This is a genomic window from Moraxella bovis, from assembly GCF_025985205.1.
Taxonomy (GTDB): Bacteria; Pseudomonadota; Gammaproteobacteria; order Pseudomonadales; family Moraxellaceae; genus Moraxella; species Moraxella bovis.
Genome location: NZ_CP087840.1, coordinates 2542204 through 2565793 on the forward strand (window position 1 = coordinate 2542204; position 23590 = coordinate 2565793).

The 23590-nt window shown below is 45.7% G+C and carries 30 protein-coding genes and 1 pseudogene; 9 read left to right on the forward strand and 22 right to left on the reverse strand.

Going from position 1 to position 23590, the window contains the following annotated elements; genetic code table 11:
* Positions 1 to 6 precede the first annotated feature (6 nt).
* The 19 genes from rplE to LP107_RS13060 all read right to left on the reverse strand — a co-directional run bounded on the left by rplE (position 7) and on the right by LP107_RS13060 (position 11786).
* Positions 7 to 543, reverse strand: a complete 537-nt coding sequence (rplE, locus tag LP107_RS12970) for a 50S ribosomal protein L5 (protein WP_029102640.1) — start codon at positions 541 to 543, stop codon at positions 7 to 9.
* 20 nt (positions 544 to 563) lie between these two features.
* Entirely contained in the window at positions 564 to 881 is a 318-nt protein-coding gene (rplX, locus tag LP107_RS12975; RefSeq protein ID WP_029102639.1) for a 50S ribosomal protein L24, read from the reverse strand.
* A gap of 18 nt (positions 882 to 899) precedes the next feature.
* Positions 900 to 1268 (reverse strand): 50S ribosomal protein L14, encoded by a 369-nt coding sequence (rplN, locus tag LP107_RS12980; protein ID WP_029102638.1) that lies wholly within the window; start codon positions 1266 to 1268, stop codon positions 900 to 902.
* Between the two features lie 131 nt (positions 1269 to 1399).
* On the reverse strand, positions 1400 to 1672 hold the full coding sequence (gene rpsQ, locus LP107_RS12985) for a 30S ribosomal protein S17 (protein WP_029102637.1): 273 nt from the start codon (positions 1670 to 1672) through the stop codon (positions 1400 to 1402).
* A complete protein-coding gene (gene rpmC, locus LP107_RS12990) occupies positions 1669 to 1866 on the reverse strand; it encodes a 50S ribosomal protein L29 (RefSeq protein WP_029102636.1) in 198 nt (65 codons plus the stop codon). The genes rpsQ and rpmC overlap by 4 nt, the downstream gene beginning before the upstream one ends.
* Positions 1866 to 2279: a 50S ribosomal protein L16 gene (rplP, locus tag LP107_RS12995; RefSeq protein ID WP_029102635.1), complete on the reverse strand. Its 414-nt coding sequence runs from the start codon at positions 2277 to 2279 to the stop codon at positions 1866 to 1868. Before rplP ends, rpmC begins: the two co-directional genes overlap by 1 nt.
* A gap of 3 nt (positions 2280 to 2282) precedes the next feature.
* Complete coding sequence (rpsC, locus tag LP107_RS13000; RefSeq protein ID WP_029102634.1) at positions 2283 to 3008, reverse strand: 30S ribosomal protein S3; 726 nt, start codon at positions 3006 to 3008, stop codon at positions 2283 to 2285.
* A 2-nt stretch (positions 3009 to 3010) separates the two neighbouring features.
* On the reverse strand, positions 3011 to 3340 hold the full coding sequence (gene rplV / locus LP107_RS13005) for a 50S ribosomal protein L22 (protein WP_029102633.1): 330 nt from the start codon (positions 3338 to 3340) through the stop codon (positions 3011 to 3013).
* A 9-nt stretch (positions 3341 to 3349) separates the two neighbouring features.
* The gene (rpsS, locus tag LP107_RS13010) at positions 3350 to 3625 is read right to left on the reverse strand and encodes a 30S ribosomal protein S19 (RefSeq protein ID WP_062498708.1); all 276 of its coding nucleotides are present in this window, start codon (positions 3623 to 3625) and stop codon (positions 3350 to 3352) included.
* A gap of 12 nt (positions 3626 to 3637) precedes the next feature.
* Positions 3638 to 4465, reverse strand: a complete 828-nt coding sequence (gene rplB / locus LP107_RS13015; RefSeq protein ID WP_029102631.1) for a 50S ribosomal protein L2 — start codon at positions 4463 to 4465, stop codon at positions 3638 to 3640.
* 11 nt (positions 4466 to 4476) lie between these two features.
* Complete coding sequence (gene rplW / locus LP107_RS13020; protein ID WP_029102630.1) at positions 4477 to 4806, reverse strand: 50S ribosomal protein L23; 330 nt, start codon at positions 4804 to 4806, stop codon at positions 4477 to 4479.
* Positions 4803 to 5405 carry a 50S ribosomal protein L4 gene (rplD, locus tag LP107_RS13025; RefSeq protein WP_078274407.1) on the reverse strand — a complete coding sequence of 201 codons (603 nt, stop codon included), beginning with the start codon at positions 5403 to 5405 and terminating at the stop codon, positions 4803 to 4805. Before rplD ends, rplW begins: the two co-directional genes overlap by 4 nt.
* A gap of 14 nt (positions 5406 to 5419) precedes the next feature.
* Complete coding sequence (gene rplC, locus LP107_RS13030; protein ID WP_029102628.1) at positions 5420 to 6058, reverse strand: 50S ribosomal protein L3; 639 nt, start codon at positions 6056 to 6058, stop codon at positions 5420 to 5422.
* Positions 6059 to 6102: 44 nt separating this feature from the next.
* Complete coding sequence (rpsJ, locus tag LP107_RS13035) at positions 6103 to 6414, reverse strand: 30S ribosomal protein S10 (protein ID WP_003656991.1); 312 nt, start codon at positions 6412 to 6414, stop codon at positions 6103 to 6105.
* A 478-nt stretch (positions 6415 to 6892) separates the two neighbouring features.
* A complete protein-coding gene (locus LP107_RS13040) occupies positions 6893 to 8551 on the reverse strand; it encodes an Rne/Rng family ribonuclease (RefSeq protein WP_112742706.1) in 1659 nt (552 codons plus the stop codon).
* 151 nt (positions 8552 to 8702) lie between these two features.
* The gene (locus LP107_RS13045) at positions 8703 to 9290 is read right to left on the reverse strand and encodes a Maf family protein (RefSeq protein WP_112742707.1); all 588 of its coding nucleotides are present in this window, start codon (positions 9288 to 9290) and stop codon (positions 8703 to 8705) included.
* Positions 9290 to 9778 carry a rod shape-determining protein MreD gene (gene mreD, locus LP107_RS13050; RefSeq protein ID WP_029102626.1) on the reverse strand — a complete coding sequence of 163 codons (489 nt, stop codon included), beginning with the start codon at positions 9776 to 9778 and terminating at the stop codon, positions 9290 to 9292. The genes LP107_RS13045 and mreD overlap by 1 nt, the downstream gene beginning before the upstream one ends.
* 31 nt (positions 9779 to 9809) lie before the next feature.
* The gene (gene mreC, locus LP107_RS13055) at positions 9810 to 10661 is read right to left on the reverse strand and encodes a rod shape-determining protein MreC (protein ID WP_112742708.1); all 852 of its coding nucleotides are present in this window, start codon (positions 10659 to 10661) and stop codon (positions 9810 to 9812) included.
* Positions 10662 to 10754: 93 nt separating this feature from the next.
* Positions 10755 to 11786 (reverse strand): rod shape-determining protein, encoded by a 1032-nt coding sequence (locus LP107_RS13060; protein WP_078274397.1) that lies wholly within the window; start codon positions 11784 to 11786, stop codon positions 10755 to 10757.
* A gap of 366 nt (positions 11787 to 12152) precedes the next feature.
* Between LP107_RS13060 and gatC the strand changes: the two genes are divergently transcribed.
* From gatC to LP107_RS13100, 8 genes and pseudogenes are all read left to right on the forward strand, one after another.
* Entirely contained in the window at positions 12153 to 12440 is a 288-nt protein-coding gene (gene gatC / locus LP107_RS13065; protein WP_112742709.1) for an Asp-tRNA(Asn)/Glu-tRNA(Gln) amidotransferase subunit GatC, read from the forward strand.
* Between the two features lie 133 nt (positions 12441 to 12573).
* A complete protein-coding gene (gene gatA, locus LP107_RS13070; RefSeq protein WP_264676067.1) occupies positions 12574 to 14052 on the forward strand; it encodes an Asp-tRNA(Asn)/Glu-tRNA(Gln) amidotransferase subunit GatA in 1479 nt (492 codons plus the stop codon).
* A gap of 54 nt (positions 14053 to 14106) precedes the next feature.
* Positions 14107 to 15048 carry a class A beta-lactamase gene (bla, locus tag LP107_RS13075; protein WP_036364342.1) on the forward strand — a complete coding sequence of 314 codons (942 nt, stop codon included), beginning with the start codon at positions 14107 to 14109 and terminating at the stop codon, positions 15046 to 15048.
* Positions 15049 to 15081: 33 nt separating this feature from the next.
* Positions 15082 to 16551 (forward strand): Asp-tRNA(Asn)/Glu-tRNA(Gln) amidotransferase subunit GatB, encoded by a 1470-nt coding sequence (gene gatB, locus LP107_RS13080; RefSeq protein ID WP_264676066.1) that lies wholly within the window; start codon positions 15082 to 15084, stop codon positions 16549 to 16551.
* 55 nt (positions 16552 to 16606) lie between these two features.
* Positions 16607 to 17134: a hypothetical protein gene (locus tag LP107_RS13085; protein ID WP_264676065.1), complete on the forward strand. Its 528-nt coding sequence runs from the start codon at positions 16607 to 16609 to the stop codon at positions 17132 to 17134.
* 52 nt (positions 17135 to 17186) lie between these two features.
* Positions 17187 to 17561 (forward strand): hypothetical protein, encoded by a 375-nt coding sequence (locus LP107_RS13090; RefSeq protein ID WP_078274388.1) that lies wholly within the window; start codon positions 17187 to 17189, stop codon positions 17559 to 17561.
* Between the two features lie 107 nt (positions 17562 to 17668).
* Positions 17669 to 18010, forward strand: coding sequence for a hypothetical protein (locus LP107_RS13095; protein ID WP_078274387.1), 342 nt, complete (start codon positions 17669 to 17671; stop codon positions 18008 to 18010).
* Positions 17965 to 18767: pseudogene (locus tag LP107_RS13100) on the forward strand (SIR2 family NAD-dependent protein deacylase). Before LP107_RS13095 ends, LP107_RS13100 begins: the two are co-directional and overlap by 46 nt.
* Positions 18768 to 18803: 36 nt before the next feature.
* Here LP107_RS13100 and LP107_RS13105 read toward each other — a convergent pair.
* Both LP107_RS13105 and LP107_RS13110 read right to left on the reverse strand, forming a co-directional pair.
* Positions 18804 to 20081 (reverse strand): glutamate-5-semialdehyde dehydrogenase, encoded by a 1278-nt coding sequence (locus LP107_RS13105; protein WP_078274385.1) that lies wholly within the window; start codon positions 20079 to 20081, stop codon positions 18804 to 18806.
* Positions 20082 to 20338: 257 nt separating this feature from the next.
* Entirely contained in the window at positions 20339 to 21073 is a 735-nt protein-coding gene (locus LP107_RS13110; protein WP_228157722.1) for a hypothetical protein, read from the reverse strand.
* A 242-nt stretch (positions 21074 to 21315) separates the two neighbouring features.
* On the opposite strand from LP107_RS13110, the gene argA reads away from it, so the two are divergent.
* Positions 21316 to 22608: an amino-acid N-acetyltransferase gene (argA, locus tag LP107_RS13115; RefSeq protein ID WP_078274382.1), complete on the forward strand. Its 1293-nt coding sequence runs from the start codon at positions 21316 to 21318 to the stop codon at positions 22606 to 22608.
* A 7-nt stretch (positions 22609 to 22615) separates the two neighbouring features.
* Here argA and rarD read toward each other — a convergent pair whose 3' ends face one another.
* Entirely contained in the window at positions 22616 to 23530 is a 915-nt protein-coding gene (rarD, locus tag LP107_RS13120; protein ID WP_078274380.1) for an EamA family transporter RarD, read from the reverse strand.
* Positions 23531 to 23590: the final 60 nt, after the last annotated feature.

The window sequence follows — 23590 nt, forward strand, 5'->3', positions numbered from 1 at the left end:
TTTACCTTATCTAAATGGGAAACCGAATGCTTTTAGCAATGCACGACCTTGGTCGTCATTAGCAGCAGTCGTTGTGATGGTGATGTCAAGACCACGAATACGGTCAATTTTATCAAAATCAACTTCAGGGAAAACGATTTGTTCTTTGATACCTAGCGAGTAGTTACCACGACCATCGAATGCTTTTGCAGAAAAACCACGGAAGTCACGAATACGAGGAATCGCAATGGCAATTAAGCGGTCTAAGAATTCGTACATTTGGTCGCCACGAAGGGTAACTTTACAGCCAATCGGCCACTCTTCACGAATTTTAAAGCCTGCCACTGATTTGCGTGCTTTGGTAACAACTGGCTTTTGACCAGCGATGACAGTCATGTCTGCCAAGGCACCTTCAAGTAGTTTTTTATCTTGTGCTGCACCACCAACACCCATGTTCAGAGTGATTTTGGTGATTTTTGGCACTTGCATGACATTTTCTAAGCCAAGCTCATCTTTGATTTGTTGCTTTAGCTTATCATTGTATAAAGATTTTAATCTTGCCATTACTATATACCCTTAGTATCTTATGCAGTCGCCACTACTTCACCAGTAGAACGATAGATACGGACTTTTTTGCCCTCTTCGTTTACTTGGTAAGCAACACGATCTGCTTTTTGGGTTGCTGCGTTATAAATCGCAACGTTTGAAATGTGTAGAAATGCTTCTTGCTTAACAATACCACCTTCTTTACCTAGCATTTGGTTAGGTTTTTGGTGTTTGGTTACAATGTTAATGCCTTCAACTTTTACACGGTCTGCTTTAACCGCCAAAATTGTGCCTTGCTTGCCTTTATCTTTGCCAGCAATCACAACCACGGTATCGCCTTTGCGTAACTTTGCCATAGGATAGCCTCTAAAAGTTTACAGTACTTCTGGTGCTAGTGAAACAATTTTCATGAATTGCTCACCACGTAGTTCACGGGTAACAGGTCCAAAAATACGAGTTGCGATAGGGGCTTTGTTATTGTTTAGAATAACTGCCGCATTATCATCAAAACGTAGTACAGAACCGTCTGGACGACGTACGCCTTTTTTGGTACGTACAACAACCGCATTCATCACGTCGCCTTTTTTAACACGACCGCGAGGAATGGCTTCTTTTACTGTTACCTTAATAATATCGCCAACTGATGCATAACGACGATGCGAGCCACCCAGTACTTTAATGCACTGTACACGTCTTGCACCACTGTTATCTGCAACTTCCAGCATTGTTTCAGTCTGAATCATCGCATTACTCCATAAATAATAATACAATAAAAGCCATTCGCTCCAATTTATGCTATTTTGCACAAATTTGGTAGATGAACGCCAATAAAGACATTCATTATACTAGCAAATGACTTTTAATGCAAATAACTTTAAATTTTTACCGCAGTTTCAACCACGTCTACCAAAGTCCAAGTTTTAGTCTTTGAGATAGGACGTGTTTCTTTGATACGAACGATATCACCTTCTTGACAAACGTTGTTCTCATCGTGAGCTTTAAGCTTAGTAGAACGACGAACTTGCTTGCCATACATTGGGTGACGAATTTGGCGTTCAACAAGGACAGTGATAGACTTGTCCATTTTGTTGCTGATAACTTTACCAGTCACAACACCGACTTCTTGAGTTTGGTTATTCTCGCTCATGCGTCGCCTCTTTGTTTTTCGTTAAGCAAAGTCAAGATTTTTGCAATCGTGCGACGATTTGCTTTAACTTCGTGAGTGTTACCTAGCTGACCTGTTGCTTTTGCCATGCGTAGGCGAAATGCGTCAAGCTGCTTTTCGTCAAGCAATGTAGCCAGCTCTTCTACTGATTTTTCACGTAATTCGCTTGTTTTCATTACATTACCGTCCGTTTAACAATGGTGGTTTTGAAAGGCAGCTTAGCAGAAGCCAATGTCAAGGCTTCACGCGCAAGCTCTTCGCTCACACCTTGGATTTCGTATAACATTTTGCCTGGCTTGATTTCGGCTACCCAGTACTCAACTGGACCTTTACCTTTACCCATACGAACTTCCAATGGCTTTTCGGTAATTGGCTTGTCTGGGAATACACGAATCCAAATTTTACCGCCACGCTTGATGCGACGAGTAATGGTACGACGAGCTGCTTCAATTTGACGAGCAGTCATGCGACCACGACCGATAGATTTTAGACCAATCTCACCAAATGCAACGGTGTTACCACGTTGGGCAAGGCCTGTGTTACGACCTTTGTGCATTTTGCGGAATTTGGTACGTTTTGGTTGTAACATGGCTTACCCCTTGTCTGAATTACGACGGTTGCTGGTACGACCACGGCGTTTTGGTGCACGAGTCTTCTCTTCTGCAACTGGATTGTAAACGCTGTTCATGCCGTCTAGAATTTCACCACGGAAAATCCAAACTTTCACACCGATAGTACCGTAAGTGGTCTCTGCACGAACTTCTGCATAATCAATGTCAGCACGCAATGTGTGTAGTGGCACACGACCTTCACGATACCACTCAGTACGAGCAATCTCAGCACCGCCTAGACGACCTGACAGCTCAACTTTGATACCACCAGCACCAGCACGCATGCTGTTTTGCACAGCACGTTTCATTGCACGACGGAACATCACACGACCTTCAAGCTGTCTGGCAATACCAACAGCAACCAAACGTGCGTCCAGATCAGGTTGAGTAATCTCTTGGATATTTACCTGAGCAGGAACGCCCATAAGCTTGGTTAGGTCTTTTTGAAGTGCTTCAATGTCAGCACCTTGTTTACCAATGATCACACCAGGACGTGCTGAGTGAATGGTAATCTTAGCGGCACCCGTAGGACGCTCGATGCTGATATTGCTTACCATGGCTTCTTTTAGCTTATTGCGTAGAAAATCACGCACTTTGAAGTCATTTAGCAAATATTCAGAGTATTGCTTTGGATTTGCGTACCAGTTAGCGTTGTGCTTTTTGATAACGCCCAAACGAATACCAATTGGATGTACTTTTTGACCCATGATTATGCTCCTACTTTAACAGTGATGTGGCAAGTGCGTTTGCTGATACGGTCAGCACGACCCTTGGCACGGGGCATAATACGCTTCAAAGTAATACCTTCATCCACATAAATGGTAGAAACACGCAGTGTGTCAATGTCTAGACCATTGTTGTGTTCAGCGTTTGCAATTGCTGATTGTAGGCATTTTTTAACAAGTTTAGCACCTTTTTTGTTGCTAAATGTCAAAATGTCTAAAGCACGCTCGATTGATTTACCACGAACTTCGTCCGCAACCAATCTTACTTTTTGTGCCGAAATGGCGGCACCACGTAATTTTGCAGTTACTTCCATGGTAGCACCTTATCTCTTAGATTTCTTGTCAACGCCATGACCACGATATGAACGGGTTGGGGCGAATTCACCAAGTTTGTGACCAACCATTTGCTCACTCACGATAACAGGTACATGGGTACGACCGTTGTGAACAGAAATGGTCAAACCGACCATTTGTGGTAGAATCATGGAACGACGAGACCAAGTTTTGATTGGCTTACGGCTGTTTGTTTCTAGGGCATTTTCTACCTTAGCAAACAGATGTGCGTCAATAAACGGGCCTTTTTTTAACGAACGAGGCATAAAACTCTTCCTTTATTTCTTGGCACGACGGCGACGGATAATCATACTGTCAGTACGCTTATTAGAACGAGTCTTAAGACCCTTAGCTTTCTGACCCCAAGGACTGGTTGGGTGTTTACCAAAGTTACGTCCTTCACCACCACCGTGTGGGTGATCAATCGGGTTCATTGCCGTACCACGAACGGTAGGACGAACGCCACGCCAGCGTGCCGCACCTGCTTTACCAAGTGATTTTAGGTTATTTTCAGTGTTAGACACTTCACCAATAACCGCACGGCAATTTGCGTGAATACGACGGGTCTCACCCGAACGTAAACGAACAATCACATAAGCACCGTCACGACCAAGCAGTTGAACCGCTGCACCAGCAGAACGTGCAAGTTGTGCACCTTTGCCAATTTTTAGTTCGATGTTGTGAATAACGGTACCCACTGGGATATTTTTAAGTGGCAAGCAGTTACCTGGACGGATAGGAGAACCCTCACCAGATTGAACCTGATCGCCTACTGCCAATTTTTTAGGTGCGATGATATAACGACGCTCACCGTCTGCATATTTTAGTAGAGCAATGTGTGCAGTACGGTTAGGGTCATATTCAATACGCTCAACAGTTGCAATGATGCCGTCTTTGTTGCGTTTGAAGTCAATTAGACGATAATGTTGCTTGTGACCACCACCGATATGACGGGTAGTGATACGACCGTTGTTATTACGACCACCAGTTTTTGCTTTTGATTCAACAAGCGGTGCATAAGGACGACCTTTATAAAGGTGTGGATGCACAACTTTTTCAACAAAGCGGCGACCTGGTGAGGTTGGTTTTGCTTTTACGATAGGCATGGTTATGATCCTTATTCGTTAGTCGCTGTTTCGCCAGTGGCTTCTTCACCAGCACCGATTTGTACGTCTGAACCTGCTTTTAGTGTTACATACGCTTTTTTAACGTCAGAACGCTTGCCAACAACACGACCAAAACGCTTGGTTTTACCTTTGGTATTTAGCGTGTTTACTTTGACAACTTCAACGCCTTCAAACATCAGCTCAACGGCTTGTTTAATTTCACGCTTAGTTGCACTGCTGTCCACTTTGAAAACTTGAACACCTAGGCTATCACCCAAACGTTGAGATTTCTCAGAAAAAACAGGGGCTTTTAGTACTTGATATAGTCTTGCGTTACTCATGCTAGTGTCTCCTCAAATTGCTTGGCGGCTTCAACCGTCATGATAACTTTGTCGAAAGAAACCAAGCTAACTGGGTCAACTTCACGAGTACCTAGCACATTCACGTGTGGAATGTTGCGAGCTGCCAAGTATAGGTTCTCATCAACTTCGTGAGTAACAATCAATGCACGTGGGGCATTTAGCTCGGCAAGTTTAGTAACCAAACCTTTGGTTTTTGGGCTATCAACACTGATAGAGTCCACCAAAACCAAACGCTCTTGGCGTACAAGCTCTGCTAGGATGCACTGCATGGCACCACGATACATTTTGCGGTTTACTTTTTGAGACCAGTCTTGTGGTTTGGCGGCAAATGCACGACCACCACCTACCCAAATTGGTCCACGGATAGAACCCGCACGGGCACGACCAGTACCTTTTTGACGCCATGGTTTTTTACCGCCACCAGATACTTCGCCACGAGTTTTTTGTGCACGAGTACCTTGACGAGCACCAGCTAGGTAAGCAGTTACGACTTGGTGTACTAGGGCTTCATTGAACTCACGACCAAATGTCGTCTCTGATAGTTCAACCGCCGCACCTGTAACAGTTTTTAAATTCACGTTAATCCCCTCAACTAGGCTTTGACTGACGGACGTACGATAACATCGCCACCATTAGCACCAGGCAAGGCGCCTTTGATGACCAGTACACCTTTTTCGGTATCAATAGACACAATTTCAAGGCCTTGAACAGTAACACGTTTGTTACCCATTTGACCTGGCATTTTTTTGCCTTTGAATACTTTACCTGGTGTTTGGTTCTGACCAGTAGAACCAAGTACACGATGCGACACAGAGTTACCGTGTGTGGCGTCCTGAGTGCGGAAATTATGACGTTTTACGCCACCTTGGAAGCCTTTACCCTTAGACTGACCAGTGACATCAACCAACTGACCAACTTCAAATAAATCCACCAAAATATCGCCACCAACTTCACGACCTTCAAGTTCGCTTGCGTCAGCTCTAAATTCCCAAACACCACGACCAGCGGCAACGCCAGCTTTTGCGAAGTGTCCTTTTTGTGCAGCAGTTACACGGCTTTCACGACGCTCACCTGTGGTGACTTGAATTGCGTCATAACCGTCAGTGTCTACTGTCTTGATTTGTGAGATACGGTTTGCGTTAACCTCAACCACTGTTACAGGAATAGATGCACCTGCCTCAGTGAAGATTCGGGTCATACCACGCTTAATACCGACTAAACCAATCGCCATTTTAGACCTCTTACTTATAATCGTTTATATTAAACCAGTTGTTCTTAGCCTAGGGCGATTTGAACATCAACACCGGCCGCCAAATCTAACTTCATCAATGCATCTACTGTTTTGTCAGTAGGTTGAACGATGTCAATCATGCGTTTGTGGGTGCGAATTTCATACTGGTCACGAGCGTCTTTGTTGACGTGTGGTGATGTCAATACGTTGAACCGCTCAATACGAGTCGGCAAGGGAACAGGACCACAAACTTGTGCACCTGTACGCTTTGCGGTATCGACAATCTCTTGTGCCGACTGGTCAATCAGACGATGGTCGAAAGATTTTAGTCGGATACGGATTCTCTGGTTAGCCATGCCAACAAGCTCCTAAATTAAGTGCTTTATAAAACTTCCATCGCTTGGATTTCAGTCATGTTATTTTGATTAAATTTTGTCCTAGAACCGCTTTGGACAAAATAATACAATCCCTGTCCGCCAGACATGAATGTTGGCAACAGAGCTGTTGTTTATAGTGCCAAAATCGATGCTTCGGCTGTGGCGTTGATTCGCTTTGGGGCAAGCCTTACTCACTACTTGTAATGTATCCGAAGATAATTACTCATCTAAGCCAAATGTAGTCAAAAACAGACTTTTGCTTAAATGCAACGCTAAACAAGAAAAGTGTGCGTATTATACACGAAAAATCAGATAAAACAAGAGCCATGCTTTATTTTTGGATAAAAAAGTGGCTAAATTTACCTGTCTTTGCCTTAAAATTCATCAAATTTACAAAATGTTACAATTTTAATAAATTGATTGATTTTTAGGCAGATTTATTGGTAAAAAACCATTTCTACTCCACCAAAATCACATATTGTTCTTGATGATAAGATGTATTTATGGATAGATAAATGGATATATTTGTTAATTTTTGTAAATTTGACAAATCCTGATGTGATGACAAATAGTCCGCCACCAACTGACTGACCTTTATCGTCACATTAGGTTTTTTAAAAGAAGTGCTGTTTGCCAGCTGACCCATGAGTGACCTTAGAATCTCAAATGCCACTGTCTGCACGCTTTTGATTTTGCCCGTGCCATGACAGACAGGGCAAGGCTCACGCAGCTCATCGGACAGACTGGGACGGGTGCGTTTACGAGTCATCTCAACCAAGCCCAATTCGCTGATTTGGGTGATGTTGGTCGTGGCAGGGTCGGCTTTAAATGCATGGGCGAGCATGTCTAGCACTGTTTGCCGATAGGCAGATTTGTCCATGTCAATAAAATCTAGGATAATAATACCGCCAATGTTACGCACTTTTAACTCACGAGCGATGGCAGTTACTGCTTCTTTGTTGGTCTCATACACCACGTCCACGCTTGCCCTGCCCTGCCCCACATACGAGCCTGTATTGACATCGATGGTCGTCATCGCTTCGGTATGCTCAATGATGAGATAACCGCCCGACGGCAACGGGCAATGCCGCAACAAGGCGTGTGCCAGCTGAGTCTCAATGTCAGGCGTAGACGAGCGACGCTCATCAGGCACAGACTGGGCAAACAGTGGTGTCGGCTTATCATGATGATAAATGGCAGATGTGATGGACGGCATGAGTGTGCAACTGGCATGCCGTACTCGCTCATAAGTCGCCCTATCGTCAATCCACACGCTTTGGATATCGTCAGTGATAATGTCACGCAAGGCACGCTCAGCCAAAGGTAGCTCTTGGTAGAGCAAGGCGTGCTTGGCTTTGTGCAGGCTTGCCTGTGTGCGTACTTGGCTGATGTCCGCCCACAACGCACCTAGATGGTCAAGCTCTGCCTGCATACGCTCGCCCATGTCTGCCCATATCTCATCATCACCAAATGCCTGCTCGCACGCACTACGAGCGATGAGCCCACCTGCATGCGATGATTGGCTAAGTAGGGTCGTCAAATGAGCTTTTAGCTTGGTGCGATAAGCCTTTATGCCGATGCGAGTGGACACACCGACCGACTGTGGCGATGTGGGCAGATAGACCAAATACCGCCCTGCCAATGCGATGTGCATGGTCACACGCACCCCTTTGGTGCCAAACTCATCTTTGGTGACTTGGACGACAACTCGTTCGCCAACTTTGGGTAGGAGCTTGGGCAGAAGTTTGGGGTCAAGTTTGGGCTTGGCAGGCTTAGGCTTAGGTCTAGACTGTAACTGCGTGGGGCTTTTATCTTTTGCCTGATGAGCCATGGGCAATGTCGTGATGAGTGTGGGCGTGGCAACATCATCTTGGGATGATAGGCGAGTCGGTAGCATGATGTCGCTTTGGTGCAAAAATGCCGAACGCTCACGCCCGATGTTAATAAACACCGACCCCATGGCAGGCAGTACCCGCACCACCGTCCCCAAATAGACATCCCCCACCAAACTGCGTGTCTGTACCCGCTCAATAAACACCTCATCAAGCCTACCGTCATCAACGATAACAAGGCGAGTCTCAAAGGGCGTGGCGTTGATTAGGGCGTGTTTTGACATAAAGATGGTGTGCAGACTAGATGAATTAAGTTAGGGTAAGTTGGTTGAAGATAAGTTGGCTTGGTAGACTGATTGAACGCTGATTGGGCAAGTTAGAAGGAAGTCACTTGGCTATGCTAGTGGGCTGATTTTATCGTCATTTAATACGCCATCACTCTGCCAATATTTGCAGACAGTCATCAATCAGCTCTGCTGTCTCAGCAAGGGGCAAGCCCACCACGTTGGTATAACTGCCATTGATGGCTCGTACCCACGCCATTGCTCCGCCTTGAATGGCGTACGCCCCTGCTTTGTCGGCAGGCTCGCCCGTTGCCCAGTATCGCTCTTTTTGGTGGTCGGTGAGTTTGATAAATACCACATCGGTGGCGACTTTGATGATTTTTTGAAAAATGATTTGCCCATCTTTGACGATGCTGGCACACACCGCCGTCCAAATCTCGTGCGTACCACCTGATAATTTATCCCACATGGCAAAAGCATGAGCCTTATCGGCAGGTTTGGTTAAAATCTCATCCTCTGCCACGCCAATGGTATCTGCCGTGATAACGATAGCCGATGACACGTCCGCACACGCCTTTTCCGCCTTGGTCTTAACCATACGCATGATGTAGTTGTGGGGGCTTTCGTGGGGATAAAAACGCTCGTCAATCTCCACCGATTTGACCGTAAAGGGAATCTGCAACTGCGTCAATAACTCATGTCGTCTGGGCGATGTGGACGCTAGGATAAGGGGTATCATCAGTACGCTCGCTCTTTTAGTTGGCGGTTTATCCAGTACAGCGGATACCACATCACAGGAAACAGCACAATGCTACTCATGAGCGACCCCATGCCTGTCCACACAAACTGAGCATGAGAAAATGCCTGCAATATCCACAGCGACACCTGATAGACGCTCAGAGCAATCGCCCCCAATACCCACGCCTGCGACAGGGCAAGCTCTTTGGCATACAGCAGTAGTACCCGTATGACAAACGCCATAAGCACTGCACTAAATGCCTGATGCCCCAAATGCGTACCCAAGAGCAAATCCGAGACCAGTCCCACCAAAAATACCACCCACACCCCCATCATGGGCGAGCGATACATCACCCAAAAGGCAAGCACCATCGCCAAAAACATGGGGCGAACACTTGCCATGTCATGCCCCAAAGGGTAGACACTCAGCATGGATGCCACCACGAAGCTGATGATGATACCGATGATTAAAAAGGGTTTTGAGTTCATAAGTGGGCTTTATGAGTCCTATATGGCGTGATTAGCTGTTCTTTTTTGAGGCAGGGCTATCTTTGGGCTGTAAAATCAGCACATAACTGCTGTTTAGAAAATCAGCGGCGGGATTGACACGAATGTCGGCAAAATTATCGGTGCGAGTGGTGTCAATGTCCGAGACTTCTCCCACTTTATAGCCTGCAGGGAAACGCTCACCAAGCCCTGACGAGATAAGCTCATCGCCCACTTTAACATCGGCAGTCTTAAAGATATAATCTAGGCTTAGACTATCAGGCTTACCCCCACCCGAGACCATCGCACGCTGCCCTGTGCGTGCCACCACGACCGCCACCGACTGCTGTTCATCGGTGATGAGTAGTAGGCGAGATGTATTTGGGTAGGCGTTTAGCACCTGTCCGATGATGCCATGCTCATCGATGACCGTCTGCCCGATTTGCACGCCATCATTGGTGCCTTTGTTAAGCACCACCACTTGTTTTAGGGGATTAGAATCCGTGCCGATAATGCGTGCTAGCAGTAGATGATGCTCGCTGGACTGCGTGGTGCTGAGTACGCCTTTTAGACGGGCGTTTTGGGCGAGTAGATAATCTTGGGTTTGGAGCTTGGCACGAGCTTGGAGTAGCTCGGTTTGCAAACGGATATTCTCACGACGCAAGGCTTCTTTGGTGTGGACGGCATGGCTGGCATATTCCATGGCATAAGACGGCCCTAGGGACGCCTGATAAATGGGTTGCATCGATGCATGGCTTAGGCGACGAATGCCATCAAACCATTGGGGGTTTTTGCTGTCAAGCAACATAAAAATCAAGGCAAGCACCAAAAACGCAACCGTCATGCGTGCAAATACAGGTTTTTGTGAAAATATACTTGGGAGCATTGCCAGACCTTTTTTATGTACTTATGAACAAATAATTTCACAAGCCTAAAACACAAAAAGCGGTGCGTAAACACCGCTCATGATTTCGTGGATTTAGACAAAAATCATCGATAGCGACTTATCATGGATAAAGTCAAGTGCCTTACCACCGCCACGAGACACGCAGGTCAATGGGTCTTCGGCGACAAACACAGGCAGTCCTGTCTCTTTGGAGATGAGCTTATCTAGGTTGCGCAGTAACGCCCCACCCCCTGTCAGTACCACGCCATGCTCGGCGATGTCCGATGATAGCTCTGGCGGGGTCTGCTCCAAGGCAAGTTTGACTGCATCAACAATGCCTGATACAGGCTCGGCAAGTGCTTCTTGGATTTCTTTGGAATTGACAGTAAAAGTCTTTGGCACGCCTTCTGCCATCGAGCGTCCACGCACTTCAACTTCTAGATTTTCTTTTTCATCAAAGACAGCCGTACCCACTTCTTTTTTGATACGCTCAGCGGTCGTCTCACCGATAAAACAGCCATGGGTCTTTTTGACGTGATTGATGATGGCTTCATCAAATTTATCACCGCCGATGGTAATAGAATCTGCATACACACACCCCGACAAGGCAATCACCGCAATCTCGGTCGTACCACCGCCGATGTCCACCACCATCGAACCACTGGCTTCATGTACAGGCAGACCTGCTCCAATCGCTGCTGCCATCGGCTCTTCTAAGATATGCACGCTGTTCGCACCTGCCGAACGCACCGCTTCTTCAATCGCACGTCGCTCTACCAGCGTGGATTTGCATGGCACACACACAACCACATTCGGGTCAGCCAAGAATTTTTTGACTTTTACTTTTTTGATGAAATGCTTTAACATCTGCTGGGTAACTTCAAAGTCAGCAATCACACCATCTTTTAAGGGGCGAATGGCAGTAATGTTATCAGGGGTACGCCCAAGCATCTGCTTGGCATCGATACCTACCGCCGCCACCGTTGGGTTTTGGGTGCGGTTAGAACGCAGTGCCACCACCGTTGGCTCATCAAGCACAATGCCCTTACCAGGGGCATAAATCAAGGTGTTAGCAGTACCTAGGTCAATGGCAATGTTGGTCGATAAAAATCCCAGCAGGTTCATAACGCATGATTCCAAAAAATAAGAGTGGCAAGGCATCACTCATCTTAATCCATGAGTGAAAATATGATTAAAAATTAGCCAAATGCCAAATAGTTAAAAAATTGTGGTAAATTATACCGATTTATGGCAAAAAAATCATGATGATTTATGAAAAATTTTGCCTAATTTGCAAGAAATTTTTACAAAATCGGTTAAATTTGCCGATTTTTAACCAAAGTTACTAAATTTTACCAAAAATTAAGATAAACGTAAGAGTATAATTGAGTAAATTTTAATTTTTTGAAATCATTAACTTTATGGTAAAATTAGCCAGTCTACTCGCTTTTATCAAACATTAACATTTTAACTGTTATTTTAGGAAAATTTATGACAATCACCGCCCAAGATGTGCAAAATTGTGCCAACCTATCTCGTCTTGCCATTGACGACACCACCGCCCAAAGCTACGCAGGCAGCCTTGACAAAATCCTTCTCATGATGAATGTCTTGTCCGATGTCAATACCAATGACATCAAGCCCCTTGCCAACATTCATGAAGCCTGCACCGAGCTGCGTGCCGATGTCGCCAATGTGAGCATTAACCGAGACGGCTTTCAGACGGTTGCCCCTGCGGTACAAGACGGTTTATACCTTGTGCCACAGGTGATTGAATAATATCAAAATTTGGCATTGTTAAATTAAGATACATTTTAAACAATGCCCAAAAAAAACCGATAGGGCGAATGTGATTCACCCCTACAATACCCAATATTAAAATCTTGAAAATGACACACAAAAAAGGCATTTTATGACAGACCTACACCACCTATCCGTCCATGAATTAGCAGACGGCTTAAAAAACAAACAATTTAGCAGTCAAGAGCTGGTCAAACATTTTGCCAGTCGCATTGATAGCCTAGACGAGCAAATCAACAGCTTTATCACCAAAGATTTTGACAACGCCCTAAAACACGCCGAACTTGCCGACAAATTGCGTGCCGAAGGCGACACTCGCCCCCTGCTTGGCGTGCCAATGGCTCACAAAGACAACCTATGCACCAAAGGCGTGCTGACATCGGCAGGCTCAAAAATCCTATCCAATTTCGTCTCGCCTTATGACGCAACTGTAGTGGAAAACATCGCCAACGCTGGATTTATCAGCCTAGGCAAGCTCAACATGGACGAATTTGCCATGGGTTCGGACAACGAAAGCTCATACTTTGGGGCGGTACACAACCCTTGGGATACCGCTCGTGTGCCAGGGGGGTCGTCTGGTGGGTCAGCGGCGGCGGTGGCAAGCGGTTTTGTGCCTGTGGCGACAGGCTCAGATACGGGCGGTTCTATTCGCCAACCTGCCAGCTTTTGTGGCATCACGGGCATTAAGCCTACCTATGGGCGTGTGTCTCGCTATGGCATGATTGCTTATGCGTCAAGCCTTGACCAAGCAGGTACTTTTGGCAAATCCGCCCTAGACTGTGCCTACCTGCTTTCCCCGATGACAGGACACGACCCCAAAGACGCAACATCTATCAACCGCTCCACCGAAGATTATGTGGCGGACATTTTGGTGACAAAAACAGACGGCAAACCCCTAGCAGGCAAAAAAATCGGCGTGGCAAAGGCGTATTTTGGGGCAGGTCTTGATAGTGAAGTAGAAAAATCCATTCGCACCGCCCTAGCCAAATATGAAGAGCTGGGGGCCCAAATCGTGGAAGTGGACATCACCGACCCTGCCGTAACGCTTGCCACTTATTATCTGCTCGCCCCTGCCGAAGCCAGCTCAAACCTGTCTCGCTATGACGGTGTGCGCTTTGGTTATCGCTGCGAAGATCCAAAAGATCTGATCGATCTATATACGCGCAGCCGCTCTGAAGGCTTTGGTACTGAAGTTCAGCGCCGTATCATCATGGGAACGTATGCCCTATCGGCAGGGTACTTTGACGCTTATTATACCAAAGCCCAGAAGGTTCGCCGTCTTATCGTGGACGACTTTAAAAAGGCGTTTGAAAAATGCGACATCATCGCAAGCCCTACTGCACCGACCACCGCCTATAAGCTGGGTGAGAACTTAGACCCTGCCAGCATCTATCTTGGTGACGTATATACCATTGGCGTGAACTTGGCAGGTCTGCCCGCCCTATCGCACCCTGTGGGACAAGCGAACGGCTTGCCTGTGGGCTTGCAACTAATTGGCAAACATTGGGCGGAAAGCGAACTTCTAAAAACCGCTCATGTGTATCAGGCGAATACCAAGTTTCATCAAGAGATGGCGGATTTGGTGAAGTGATTTTGGATTTGGGATAAATGATAAATTTATCCCAAGCAATAAAAGGGGATAATGATGCAACGCCGTCATTTTTTACAAAAAACCTTATTGGCACTACCTATTATTTTTTCTGGCAATTTATTAACTGGATGCAAAACGAGTTTATCCAATAACCATTTACCTAATGACAAGATAACAAAAAATCCAAATTTATTACAAAATAAATTAAAAGAAATATTGCCAATTTGGGAAAATAAATTTAATGCCAAAATTGGTATGACGATTATTGCTGACAGTGGTGAAATATCCAGCCATCGTGGTGATGAATATTTTCCTGTTAATAGCACCATTAAAGCCTTTATCGCAAGCCATATATTATTACTTGTAGATAAAGGAAAATTGGATTTAAATGAAAAAATCATCATTAAAGAAAGCGATTTGATAGAATATTCTCCTGTCTGCAAAAAATACTTTAATGAAAATAAACCAATTTCTATTAGTGAATTGTGCGAAGCTACCATAACACTGAGTGATAATGGCTCTGCCAATATCTTGTTGGATAGAGCTGGGGGCTTGACTGCATTCAATCAATTTTTGAAAGAGATTGGGGCGGATATGGTGTTAGCAAATAATGAACCTTTACTAAATCGCTCACATTATGGTGAAACCAGTGATACCGCAAAACCAATTCCTTATACAAGAAGCCTAAAAGCATTGATTACAGACAATATCCTATCCAATCAAAGCAAAGAACAGTTGATAACTTGGCTTATCAATGATAAAGTTGCTGATAATTTATTGAGAAAATATTTACCAAAAAATTGGCGAATTGGCGACAAAACAGGCACAGGTAGTGAATCAAAAAATATCATTGCTGTGATTTGGAATGAAAATAATAAATCTTATTTTGTCAGCTTATTTATCACTCAGCCACATGATGGTAAATCCCTTGATTTTAAAAATCAAAAAGATGAAATAATGGCACAAATTGGTAAAGAAATTTATCCATTTTTATAACCCATTAAATTTTTATAGTTAATAGGAAAATTTATGACTAACCAAGCCCCCCTAATTGACGGCTATGAAGTTGTCATCGGCATTGAAATCCATTGCCAATTAAACACCGCCACCAAAATTTTCTCGCCCGCCAGTACCGAATTTGGGCAAGAACCCAACACCCAAGCCACCATTGTGGATTTGGGCTTTCCAGGGGCATTGCCTGTGCTAAATGAAGGCGTGATTGAGCGTGCCTTAAAATTTGGCATGGGTGTCAATGCCGAGCTTGGCACATACAACACCTTTGACCGCAAAAACTACTTCTACCCCGACCTACCCAAAGGCTATCAAATCACGCAAATGGCAAACCCCATTGTCGGACGTGGCTACATTGACATCCTTGTAAACGCAGGACAAAAAGACGAATACACCAAACGTATTGGTATCACACGAGCCCACCTAGAAGAAGACGCTGGCAAATCGGTGCATGACGCTGTACCACAGATGACGGGCGTGGATTTGAACCGTGCTGGTACGCCACTCATCGAAATCGTTTCTGAGCCTGATATGCGTTCGGTGGGCGAAGCGGTTGCTTACGTCAAGACCATTCATGAGCTGGTTACTTGGCTTGGTATCTCGGACGCGATTATGGCAGAAGGCTCTTTTCGTGCGGACATCAACGTGTCTGTACACAAGCCAAACACGCCTTTTGGCACTCGCTGTGAGCTCAAAAACCTAAACTCGTTCCGCTTTATTGAGCGAGCCATTAAATCCGAAATTGAACGGCAAATTGACGTCATCGAAGACGGCGGAAAAGTCGTGCAAGCCACACGCCTATACGACCCCGAAAAAGACGAAACCCGTGCCATGCGCACCAAAGAAGAAGCCAACGATTACCGCTACTTCCCAGACCCCGACCTGTTGCCTGTCGTTATCTCTGATGAGACGCTTGCCAAAGTGCGTGCCGACATGCCAGAGCTACCGAGCGTGCGTAAAGAGCGATTTGTCAATGAATTTGGCTTGACCGCTTATGATGCTAACGTGCTAAATGGTAGCCGTGAGCTGTCGGATTATTTTTTGCAAGTGGTTGAAATCATTGGCAAAAATAACGCCAAAATCGGGGCAAACTGGGTCATGGGCGAGCTGTCAGGTTCACTCAATAAAAACGAGCTGACCATTGATAAATCACCAATCTCTGCCGAACGCCTGGCGGGGCTGATTGCTCGCATATTGGATAATACCATTAGCGGTAAAATCGCCAAAGAAGTGTTTGGCTATCTGTGGGAGTCCGACAAATCTGCCGATGAGATTATCGCCGAGAAAGGCTTAAAACAAGAAACCAACACAGGGGCGATTGAAGCCATTATTAAAGAAGTGCTTACTAATAATCAAGCAATGGTTGATGAATATAAAGGCGGAAAAGAAAAAGCCTTTAATGGACTGGTCGGACAAGTAATGAAAGCCAGCAAGGGCAAAGCCAATCCTGCACAGGTGAATGAATTATTGAAGAAGTTGATTGGGTAGGATAATAAGCCCCAAATATCGGTTGGTGTTTGGGGTTTTATTTATAGAAATAACGATGATTGATATTGCAAAAGTTACTCAGAATTTTAAGAAACCAGAACTCCATCTTTCAGAAAGTTTTTTAAAAATATATTGCTCCAATGAGATAACAAATTATAACGATAGTGGCTACATTGTCTATTGCCAAATGAATTGCTATCGTTTTGATTTAGAAACCAACATTTATCTTATTCTTAAATCTTGTGAAAACTTTTTACAATCATCACCCACTTGGTTTGATTATTATAGATTTAAGGAAGGTTATCCATTAAAATTAAGCAATTATATCAATGAAGCCATTCAAGAAATTCAAAATTCAGAAAATCAAACCAATAACCATCATTCATTACAACAAATTTTAAACGGGAAACTAGAAAAACTAAATGAAGTTGATAAAATTTACACCTTTGAATTAAACCAAGAAAAATTTAGAAGTGCTATTTTAGACCAAATACAAGACCCGATTGACAAATTATCCAAATTGATATTTTGGATAGATAAAGACGAAAATATTCGTTTTTTATGGGTGCGAGAAAGTAGGTAGTAAAACTGGTGCGCAATACACACCTTACCACCAAAAATATAAGGACAAAAAAATGAGTTATGGTGCTTTCGTACATTGTCGCTGTTTTCAAGACGATAAAATTCCAAAACCCTATTTTGCCGATTTTATAAAATATGATGAATGTGGTTTATATATTTATTTACCAAAAGAATTAGAAAACAACCAAGAAAAATCGCAAGACATTTTTATTGATTTCTATGATTGGGTAGAAATAGCGTGTACTCATAGAAATATGCACTTATTCAATCAAGATGTAGCCAATATTCCTACAATGAATAAATTTAAAAACTTTATTAAAACTTATAAAGATGATTATCCAATATTATATCAATATTTACTAACAGTAAATGAAGGCATTATACCGCCAAAATTAGCAGAACCACTATTAAAAAATTATGCAAATTAGAGAATATTCCAGAAAGACAGGGGGATTTTAATTGTATCTTACAGTCATTAACCCAAGTCGCCAAAGCGTCCATTGAAACAGGAAATTCTATTCATTGGTGTTAATAAATGCAATCAAACCACACCCAATTATTAACCCTTACCAATAACCGTTTAACCCATTTATTTAAACAAAATGGTAATGATAAACGGTTTATGGCGGAATTTCCTTATAAACTTGACCAAGTAGAAAAACATTGGCAAATTGATGAATATCATATTAATCCCACCTTAAATTCAGCACCAATGATTTTAACAACTTGTCAAATCACTTACCAAAATTTAGCGGTGGCGGATTGTCGCTTGTATTTTGATAAAAACGAGCGGTTGATTGATGAATTTTTTACCATAAAAGAGAATGAAAAATACCCACCATCAAAACCCTACTCCGCTCCGCTGATAGCCTACTAATTAGTGCAGGGGCAGGCATGGACGTGGATTCTGGCTTACCTGATTTTCGGGGCAATACTGGCATGTGGCAAGCCTATCCCGAGCTTGGCAGACAGCAGATGGACTTTACCACCATCGCCAACCCTGAGGCCTTCGCCCAAAATCCACGCCCCTTGCTTGGGGATTTTATGGACACCGTTTGGCACTGTACAAAGCCACCACGCCCCACGCAGGCTTTGGTGAGTTATTGGCACTTGCTGACCGCCTTGATTTGCCTTATTTTGTCTTTACCAGCAATGTGGATGGGCAATTTATCAAGGCAGGGTTTGACGCTGACAAGGTTTATGAATGTCACGGCTCTATTCATCATCTGCAATGTGTCATACCCTGCTCTGATAAAATTTGGACGGCGGACGACTTAACGCCTGTGATTGACAATGACAAATGCGAGTGGCTTGGGGCGTTGCCGACTTGCCCTGACTGTGGCGGGTTGGCTCGTCCTAATATTTTGATGTTTGGCGATTTTGCTTGGCAATCTCATCGCACGGACAAGCAAGAGACCCGCCTGCACGAGTTTTTGACGACCCACCAAAATCCTGTTGTCATTGAGATTGGAGCAGGAACAGCAATCCCGACGGTTAGACGCTTTGGCGATGGCTTTGCCCCACGTCTGATTCGCATTAACCTGCGAGAACCTGCCACGCCCCAAGGCGGTATTGGGCTTGGTATGGCGGGCATACATGGGATAGATGAGATTTGGCGGGCGTTGTGTGAGTGATTGCTTGGCAATATACCTTAAAACAACAAATTTCAATCACGAGCGAATCTCTCCATGTCCAAACACCACCCATTTTTGGGAAGTCAGCCCATGTAGTCCCACAGGCCCCCGAGCGTGGATTTTGTCTGTTGAGATACCAATCTCCGCCCCCAGTCCATACTCAAAGCCGTCTGCAAAACGGCTAGACGCATTGACCATGACCGAGCTTGAATCCACTTCACGGATAAATCGCCCACTGTTCTCATAGCTGTTTGTGATGATCACGTCCGTATGGTGCGAGCCGTAGTGGTTAATGTGGGCAATGGCATGGTCTAGGTCGTCCACGACTTTTACCGCCAGCATGGGGGCAAGGTATTCGGTGTACCAATCGTCATCGGTGGCAGGCTCTATGTTTACGCCAGTATTTGCCAAAATCTCTTTAGATTTGTCGCACACCCTAAATATCATGGCATCATCCACGCCATGCATGGCTTGGGTAATCTGTGGCAAGGCGGTATTAGCAATGTCCGCATGAACGAGCAAAGTCTCCATGACATTACACGGCGAGTAGCGAGACGTTTTGGCATTGACGCACACCTTGACCACCATGTCCATGTCCGCCAGACTGTCCACATAAGTGTGGCAGTTGCCGTCTAGGTGCTTGATGACTGGCACACGGGCGTTATTGGCGATACGCTCTATCAGTCCCCGCCCGCCCCGTGGGATAATCACGTCCACCACGCCCACCATAGCGATGAGCTTATCCACCGCATTACGGTCGGTCGTGGTTAGGACTTGCACCGAGTCGGTCGGTAGCCCTGCCTGCTCCAAACCTATATGCACCGCATGGGCTAGGGCTTGGTTGGAGTGAAAGGCTTCTGAACCGCCACGCAGGATAATGGCGTTGCCTGATTTGATGGCAAGACTCCCTGCTTCTATGGTAACGTTGGGACGACTTTCATAAATCATACCAATCACGCCAAGCGGTACTCGCATTTTGCCAAGCTGTATGCCACTGGGACGGTAGGTCATCTCGCTCATCTCGCCAATAGGGTCGGCAAGAGCCATCACGTCATCAAGCGAGCTTAATATACCATTAAACACTTTATCACTGATAATAAGGCGGTCAAGTAAGGCACTATCTAGCCCTTTATCCTTGCCGTTTTGTACGTCTATCTCATTGGCGGATAAAATCTCATCTTTTTGGGCGATGAGAGCCGATTTGATACAGGCTAGGGCGTGGTTTTTAGTCTTGGTGTCGGCTCGGGCAAGCGTAGCAGAAGCGGTTTTGGCACGCACGCCCACGTCATTCATGTAGGTGCTAAGGTCGGTCATGATAATCCTTAATGTGAGTGATGGGCTTATATTAAAGGCATTTTTTATAAAAAGCAACTTTTATCAAAACAGCAGTAAAAACAGCTTTGTCTCGCTGATACGCCATGACTTTTAAAAATGGTCTTGTAAAAACCATCTTTTTAAAACCATTTTTTAACATCACACTTTTTAAGCCATGATTTTTAAAAACAAACACACACAAAAATGACAACCCAAAGCCGTCATTTTAAGGTTTTAGAAATGTATTTGTTTGTGGTTTATTTTACCTTAGCACGGTATTTAACGACGCTCGTACCACCAAGACCGATATCTTCTAGCGTCCATCTTAGGGCTTTATAATCCGACAGAGGCAACTCTTGGACTTGTCCGCCGACATTGGCACGGATGGGCGAGCGGACAAAGCGACTGCCATCAATGGTCGCATGGGGGAATCTGGGGTGGATACCGCCAACCAACGCCAAACCATCGGCAATGCTTAGGGTAACGTCCATCGAACGCACTCGCTCCGAGCTGTTGTTGGTGAATAGACCTTGATATTCTAAGATGTCGCCTGATTTAACGGGCGTACCGGCATTAATGGGGGTTAGTGTTTCTTGACCGTTGATGTTTTGCACAATGAACGCATTCACCACGCTTTGAATCCCTGCTGATGAGCCTTGGCGTTGGGGAGCTTGGGTTTGAGCAGGGGCTTGCAAGGGGCTAACCGCCATCGGAATCACGGCAGGGGCAGGGTTTTGACCCAATGGGTTATAAATGGGGGTACTTTGCGGGGCGACCGTGACCACCCTGCCTGCCGTTGGGGTGTTTAGCGTTGGGGCATTCCGATTGGCTTGGGGGTTGGCGGTATAGCTAATCTCGCCTGCACTGGCTTGGTTTGGGACTGACTCTGTGGTCTCGGTCGGGGTGGGTAGCATGGCATGGGCTGACACGGCAACCGACAAGGCGGTCAGGGACAACACGGCAACACCGCCACGCAACATTTGGATAGGCATAATCATTCCTTCATTAACTCTATGGTAAAAATAAATGTTACCCATGATAGCATGAAAAGCTGTTGCGTGCGTTAAGCGTGCGTTTATTTATGGTAACTTTCTGCCAAATTTTGGCTAAATGGCAAGACATAACAAAAGACGGCACGATAAAAAAGGCACAAAAGACAAGTCATGAGACAATAATTTGATGAGTTTTGCTGATTTTATGATAAAATTCATCAAAAACACCATCATAGCACGCCATGACCCACCCAAACCCCATCCACTGGTTTCGCCACTCCTTGCCCTACATCAATACCCACAGGGGCAAGACCTTTGTCGTCATGATGACTGGTGAATCACTCGCCCATGACAGCTTTGCCACGCTGGTGCAGGATTTGGCACTACTGCACAGTTTGGGTATTCGCTTGGTGCTGGTGCATGGGGCAAGGGTGCAGATAAATGATGCCCTAGCACAGGCGAGACTGTCCGATGACACACCCTTTTGCCATGGCGTGCGTGTTACCCCCACATCTGCCATGCCGACCATTTTGGCGGTGGTCGGACAGCTTACCCTAAAAATCCAAGGCGAGTTTTCCAAAGGGCTTGCCAACACTCCCTTATTTGGGGCAAAAATCAGTACAGTAACAGGCAACTTTGTCAATGCCAAGCCCTTTGGCGTACGTCACGGCGTGGACTTTATGCAGACGGGCGAAGTCCGCCGTATCGACACCAAAGCCATCAAACACAGCCTTGACAATCATCACATCGTCATCGCCAACTCCATCGGCTTTTCAGCAACGGGTGATTTGTTTAATCTTGATGCCTTAGATGTCGCCACGCACATCGCCACATCACTGGTGGCGGACAAACTCATCATCTTAGACAAAAGTCTGACCGACTCGCACGGCTCGCTCATCAAAGAACTCACCGCCACAGAAGCTCACGAGCATATCGAAACATCCACGCTCGCCCCCATACTCACGCACGCCATTCACGCCTGCCAGCATGGTGTGGGGCGTGTTCAGCTTATCGACTTTGACAAAGATGATGCCTTACTGGGCGAGCTGTTCACCACAGACGGGCGTGGCACGATGATAAGCCAAAGCAACTATGACCACATCAGGCAAGCCACCGCCCTTGACATCATCGGTATCATGGCAATCATTCGCCCCCTAGAAGAGCAGGGCATTTTGGTTGCTCGCAGTCGTGAACGCCTAGAAGAGATGATAAATGAGTTTAGTGTCATGGAGCGAGACGGCAAAATCATCGGCTGTATCGCCATGCATGAGTTAGACGATGAGAGCGTGGAGATTGCCAGCGTTGCCATGCATGGTGACTATCGTAGTGGCGAGCGTGGGGCGAACCTTTTAAAATTTGCCGAACAAAGTGCCAAACGCAGGGGCAAATCCCGTCTGTTTGCCCTGACCACACGCACCTTGCATTGGTTTATTGAACATGGATTTGGCGAAACCACCCCAAACGAGCTACCTTGTGAGCGGTTTAAACAATGGCAAAACGGGCGAAATTCCAAGGTACTGATTAAACACATTTAGCCTGATGTTACCGCACCCACCGCTTCGCCACACCCTGTATTAACAAACAAATAATCCCCACCCAAATCAGCCCAAAACTTGTCAGCATCTGCCATTCAAACACCCCGCCCAGCACCGTAATGGCAAGGATAAACAATAACGCAGGTTCAAGATAACCAAGCAATCCGAACAAGGACGTGGGCAATAAGCGGTTGGCTTCTAGGTTCGCCTGTTGTGATAACACGCTGATGAGCCCCAAACCGATAACCTTTAATATCATCACAGGCGAGCCGATGACCGCCGACATCGCAGACGCATGAAAGCACAATGCCACAAGGCAAATGGGGGCGATGATACTCAAATCCACAAACAGCCCTGTCAAGGCAGGGATATTTTGTCGCCGTCTCATCACATAAAAAATCGGATAAGTCAAACACACCCAAAACGTCGCCCAGCTGACCTGCCCTGTCCGCATAATCTCCATGCCCACGCCCACGCCTGCACATGCCACCGCCAGCCGCTGCAAACGAGTCAGTCTCTCACCCATGACAAAGCCGACCAGCACCATCACCAGCGGAAACAAGAAATAGCCCATAGACACCGCCACGCCATGACCGTTTAGGGGTGCATAGACAAACAGCCACAATTGACTGGCGAAAATCGGCGTGGGGGCGAGTAACCACACCCAGCCCCGAACCCCTCTGACCCGAGACAATCCGCCCAGTACAGCGTCCCATTTGCCAAGCACGCTGATGAGTACCACCAAACACCCCCACATCATGACCATTCGCCACAAAAACACCGCTGTCCCTGTCAAAGGCGGTAGCCACTTGCTATAAGCATAGACCATGGCAAACATGACATTGGACAAAATGGCAAGAATTACGCCTAAGGCAAGGGTGTTTTTGGGTGGGGCAAATTGGCGTGGTAGGGCAAGGTTCATGACTTGGTTGGTGTGCTGGTAAAAGATGATGTATTATAAAAGGTTTTTTGATAAAATTTT

Coding starts and splice junctions, on each gene's coding strand:
- argA (WP_078274382.1), top strand. CDS start 21,316: ATGACCCACCCAAACCCCATCCACTGGTTTCGCCACTCCTTGCCCTAC.
- LP107_RS13060 (WP_078274397.1), bottom strand. CDS start 11,786: ATGAACCTGCTGGGATTTTTATCGACCAACATTGCCATTGACCTAGGT.
- LP107_RS13095 (WP_078274387.1), top strand. CDS start 17,669: ATGCAATCAAACCACACCCAATTATTAACCCTTACCAATAACCGTTTA.
- rplW (WP_029102630.1), bottom strand. CDS start 4,806: ATGAGTAACGCAAGACTATATCAAGTACTAAAAGCCCCTGTTTTTTCT.
- LP107_RS13090 (WP_078274388.1), top strand. CDS start 17,187: ATGAGTTATGGTGCTTTCGTACATTGTCGCTGTTTTCAAGACGATAAA.
- LP107_RS13110 (WP_228157722.1), bottom strand. CDS start 21,073: ATGCCTATCCAAATGTTGCGTGGCGGTGTTGCCGTGTTGTCCCTGACC.
- rpsQ (WP_029102637.1), bottom strand. CDS start 1,672: ATGAGCGAGAATAACCAAACTCAAGAAGTCGGTGTTGTGACTGGTAAA.
- rpsC (WP_029102634.1), bottom strand. CDS start 3,008: ATGGGTCAAAAAGTACATCCAATTGGTATTCGTTTGGGCGTTATCAAA.
- mreC (WP_112742708.1), bottom strand. CDS start 10,661: ATGCTCCCAAGTATATTTTCACAAAAACCTGTATTTGCACGCATGACG.
- rpsJ (WP_003656991.1), bottom strand. CDS start 6,414: ATGGCTAACCAGAGAATCCGTATCCGACTAAAATCTTTCGACCATCGT.
- rplP (WP_029102635.1), bottom strand. CDS start 2,279: ATGTTACAACCAAAACGTACCAAATTCCGCAAAATGCACAAAGGTCGT.
- rplE (WP_029102640.1), bottom strand. CDS start 543: ATGGCAAGATTAAAATCTTTATACAATGATAAGCTAAAGCAACAAATC.
- mreD (WP_029102626.1), bottom strand. CDS start 9,778: ATGAACTCAAAACCCTTTTTAATCATCGGTATCATCATCAGCTTCGTG.
- rplC (WP_029102628.1), bottom strand. CDS start 6,058: ATGGCGATTGGTTTAGTCGGTATTAAGCGTGGTATGACCCGAATCTTC.
- rplN (WP_029102638.1), bottom strand. CDS start 1,268: ATGATTCAGACTGAAACAATGCTGGAAGTTGCAGATAACAGTGGTGCA.
- rarD (WP_078274380.1), bottom strand. CDS start 23,530: ATGAACCTTGCCCTACCACGCCAATTTGCCCCACCCAAAAACACCCTT.
- bla (WP_036364342.1), top strand. CDS start 14,107: ATGCAACGCCGTCATTTTTTACAAAAAACCTTATTGGCACTACCTATT.
- rplB (WP_029102631.1), bottom strand. CDS start 4,465: ATGCCTATCGTAAAAGCAAAACCAACCTCACCAGGTCGCCGCTTTGTT.
- rplX (WP_029102639.1), bottom strand. CDS start 881: ATGGCAAAGTTACGCAAAGGCGATACCGTGGTTGTGATTGCTGGCAAA.
- gatB (WP_264676066.1), top strand. CDS start 15,082: ATGACTAACCAAGCCCCCCTAATTGACGGCTATGAAGTTGTCATCGGC.
- LP107_RS13085 (WP_264676065.1), top strand. CDS start 16,607: ATGATTGATATTGCAAAAGTTACTCAGAATTTTAAGAAACCAGAACTC.
- LP107_RS13105 (WP_078274385.1), bottom strand. CDS start 20,081: ATGACCGACCTTAGCACCTACATGAATGACGTGGGCGTGCGTGCCAAA.
- LP107_RS13045 (WP_112742707.1), bottom strand. CDS start 9,290: ATGATACCCCTTATCCTAGCGTCCACATCGCCCAGACGACATGAGTTA.
- rpsS (WP_062498708.1), bottom strand. CDS start 3,625: ATGCCTCGTTCGTTAAAAAAAGGCCCGTTTATTGACGCACATCTGTTT.
- gatC (WP_112742709.1), top strand. CDS start 12,153: ATGACAATCACCGCCCAAGATGTGCAAAATTGTGCCAACCTATCTCGT.
- LP107_RS13040 (WP_112742706.1), bottom strand. CDS start 8,551: ATGTCAAAACACGCCCTAATCAACGCCACGCCCTTTGAGACTCGCCTT.
- rpmC (WP_029102636.1), bottom strand. CDS start 1,866: ATGAAAACAAGCGAATTACGTGAAAAATCAGTAGAAGAGCTGGCTACA.
- gatA (WP_264676067.1), top strand. CDS start 12,574: ATGACAGACCTACACCACCTATCCGTCCATGAATTAGCAGACGGCTTA.
- rplV (WP_029102633.1), bottom strand. CDS start 3,340: ATGGAAGTAACTGCAAAATTACGTGGTGCCGCCATTTCGGCACAAAAA.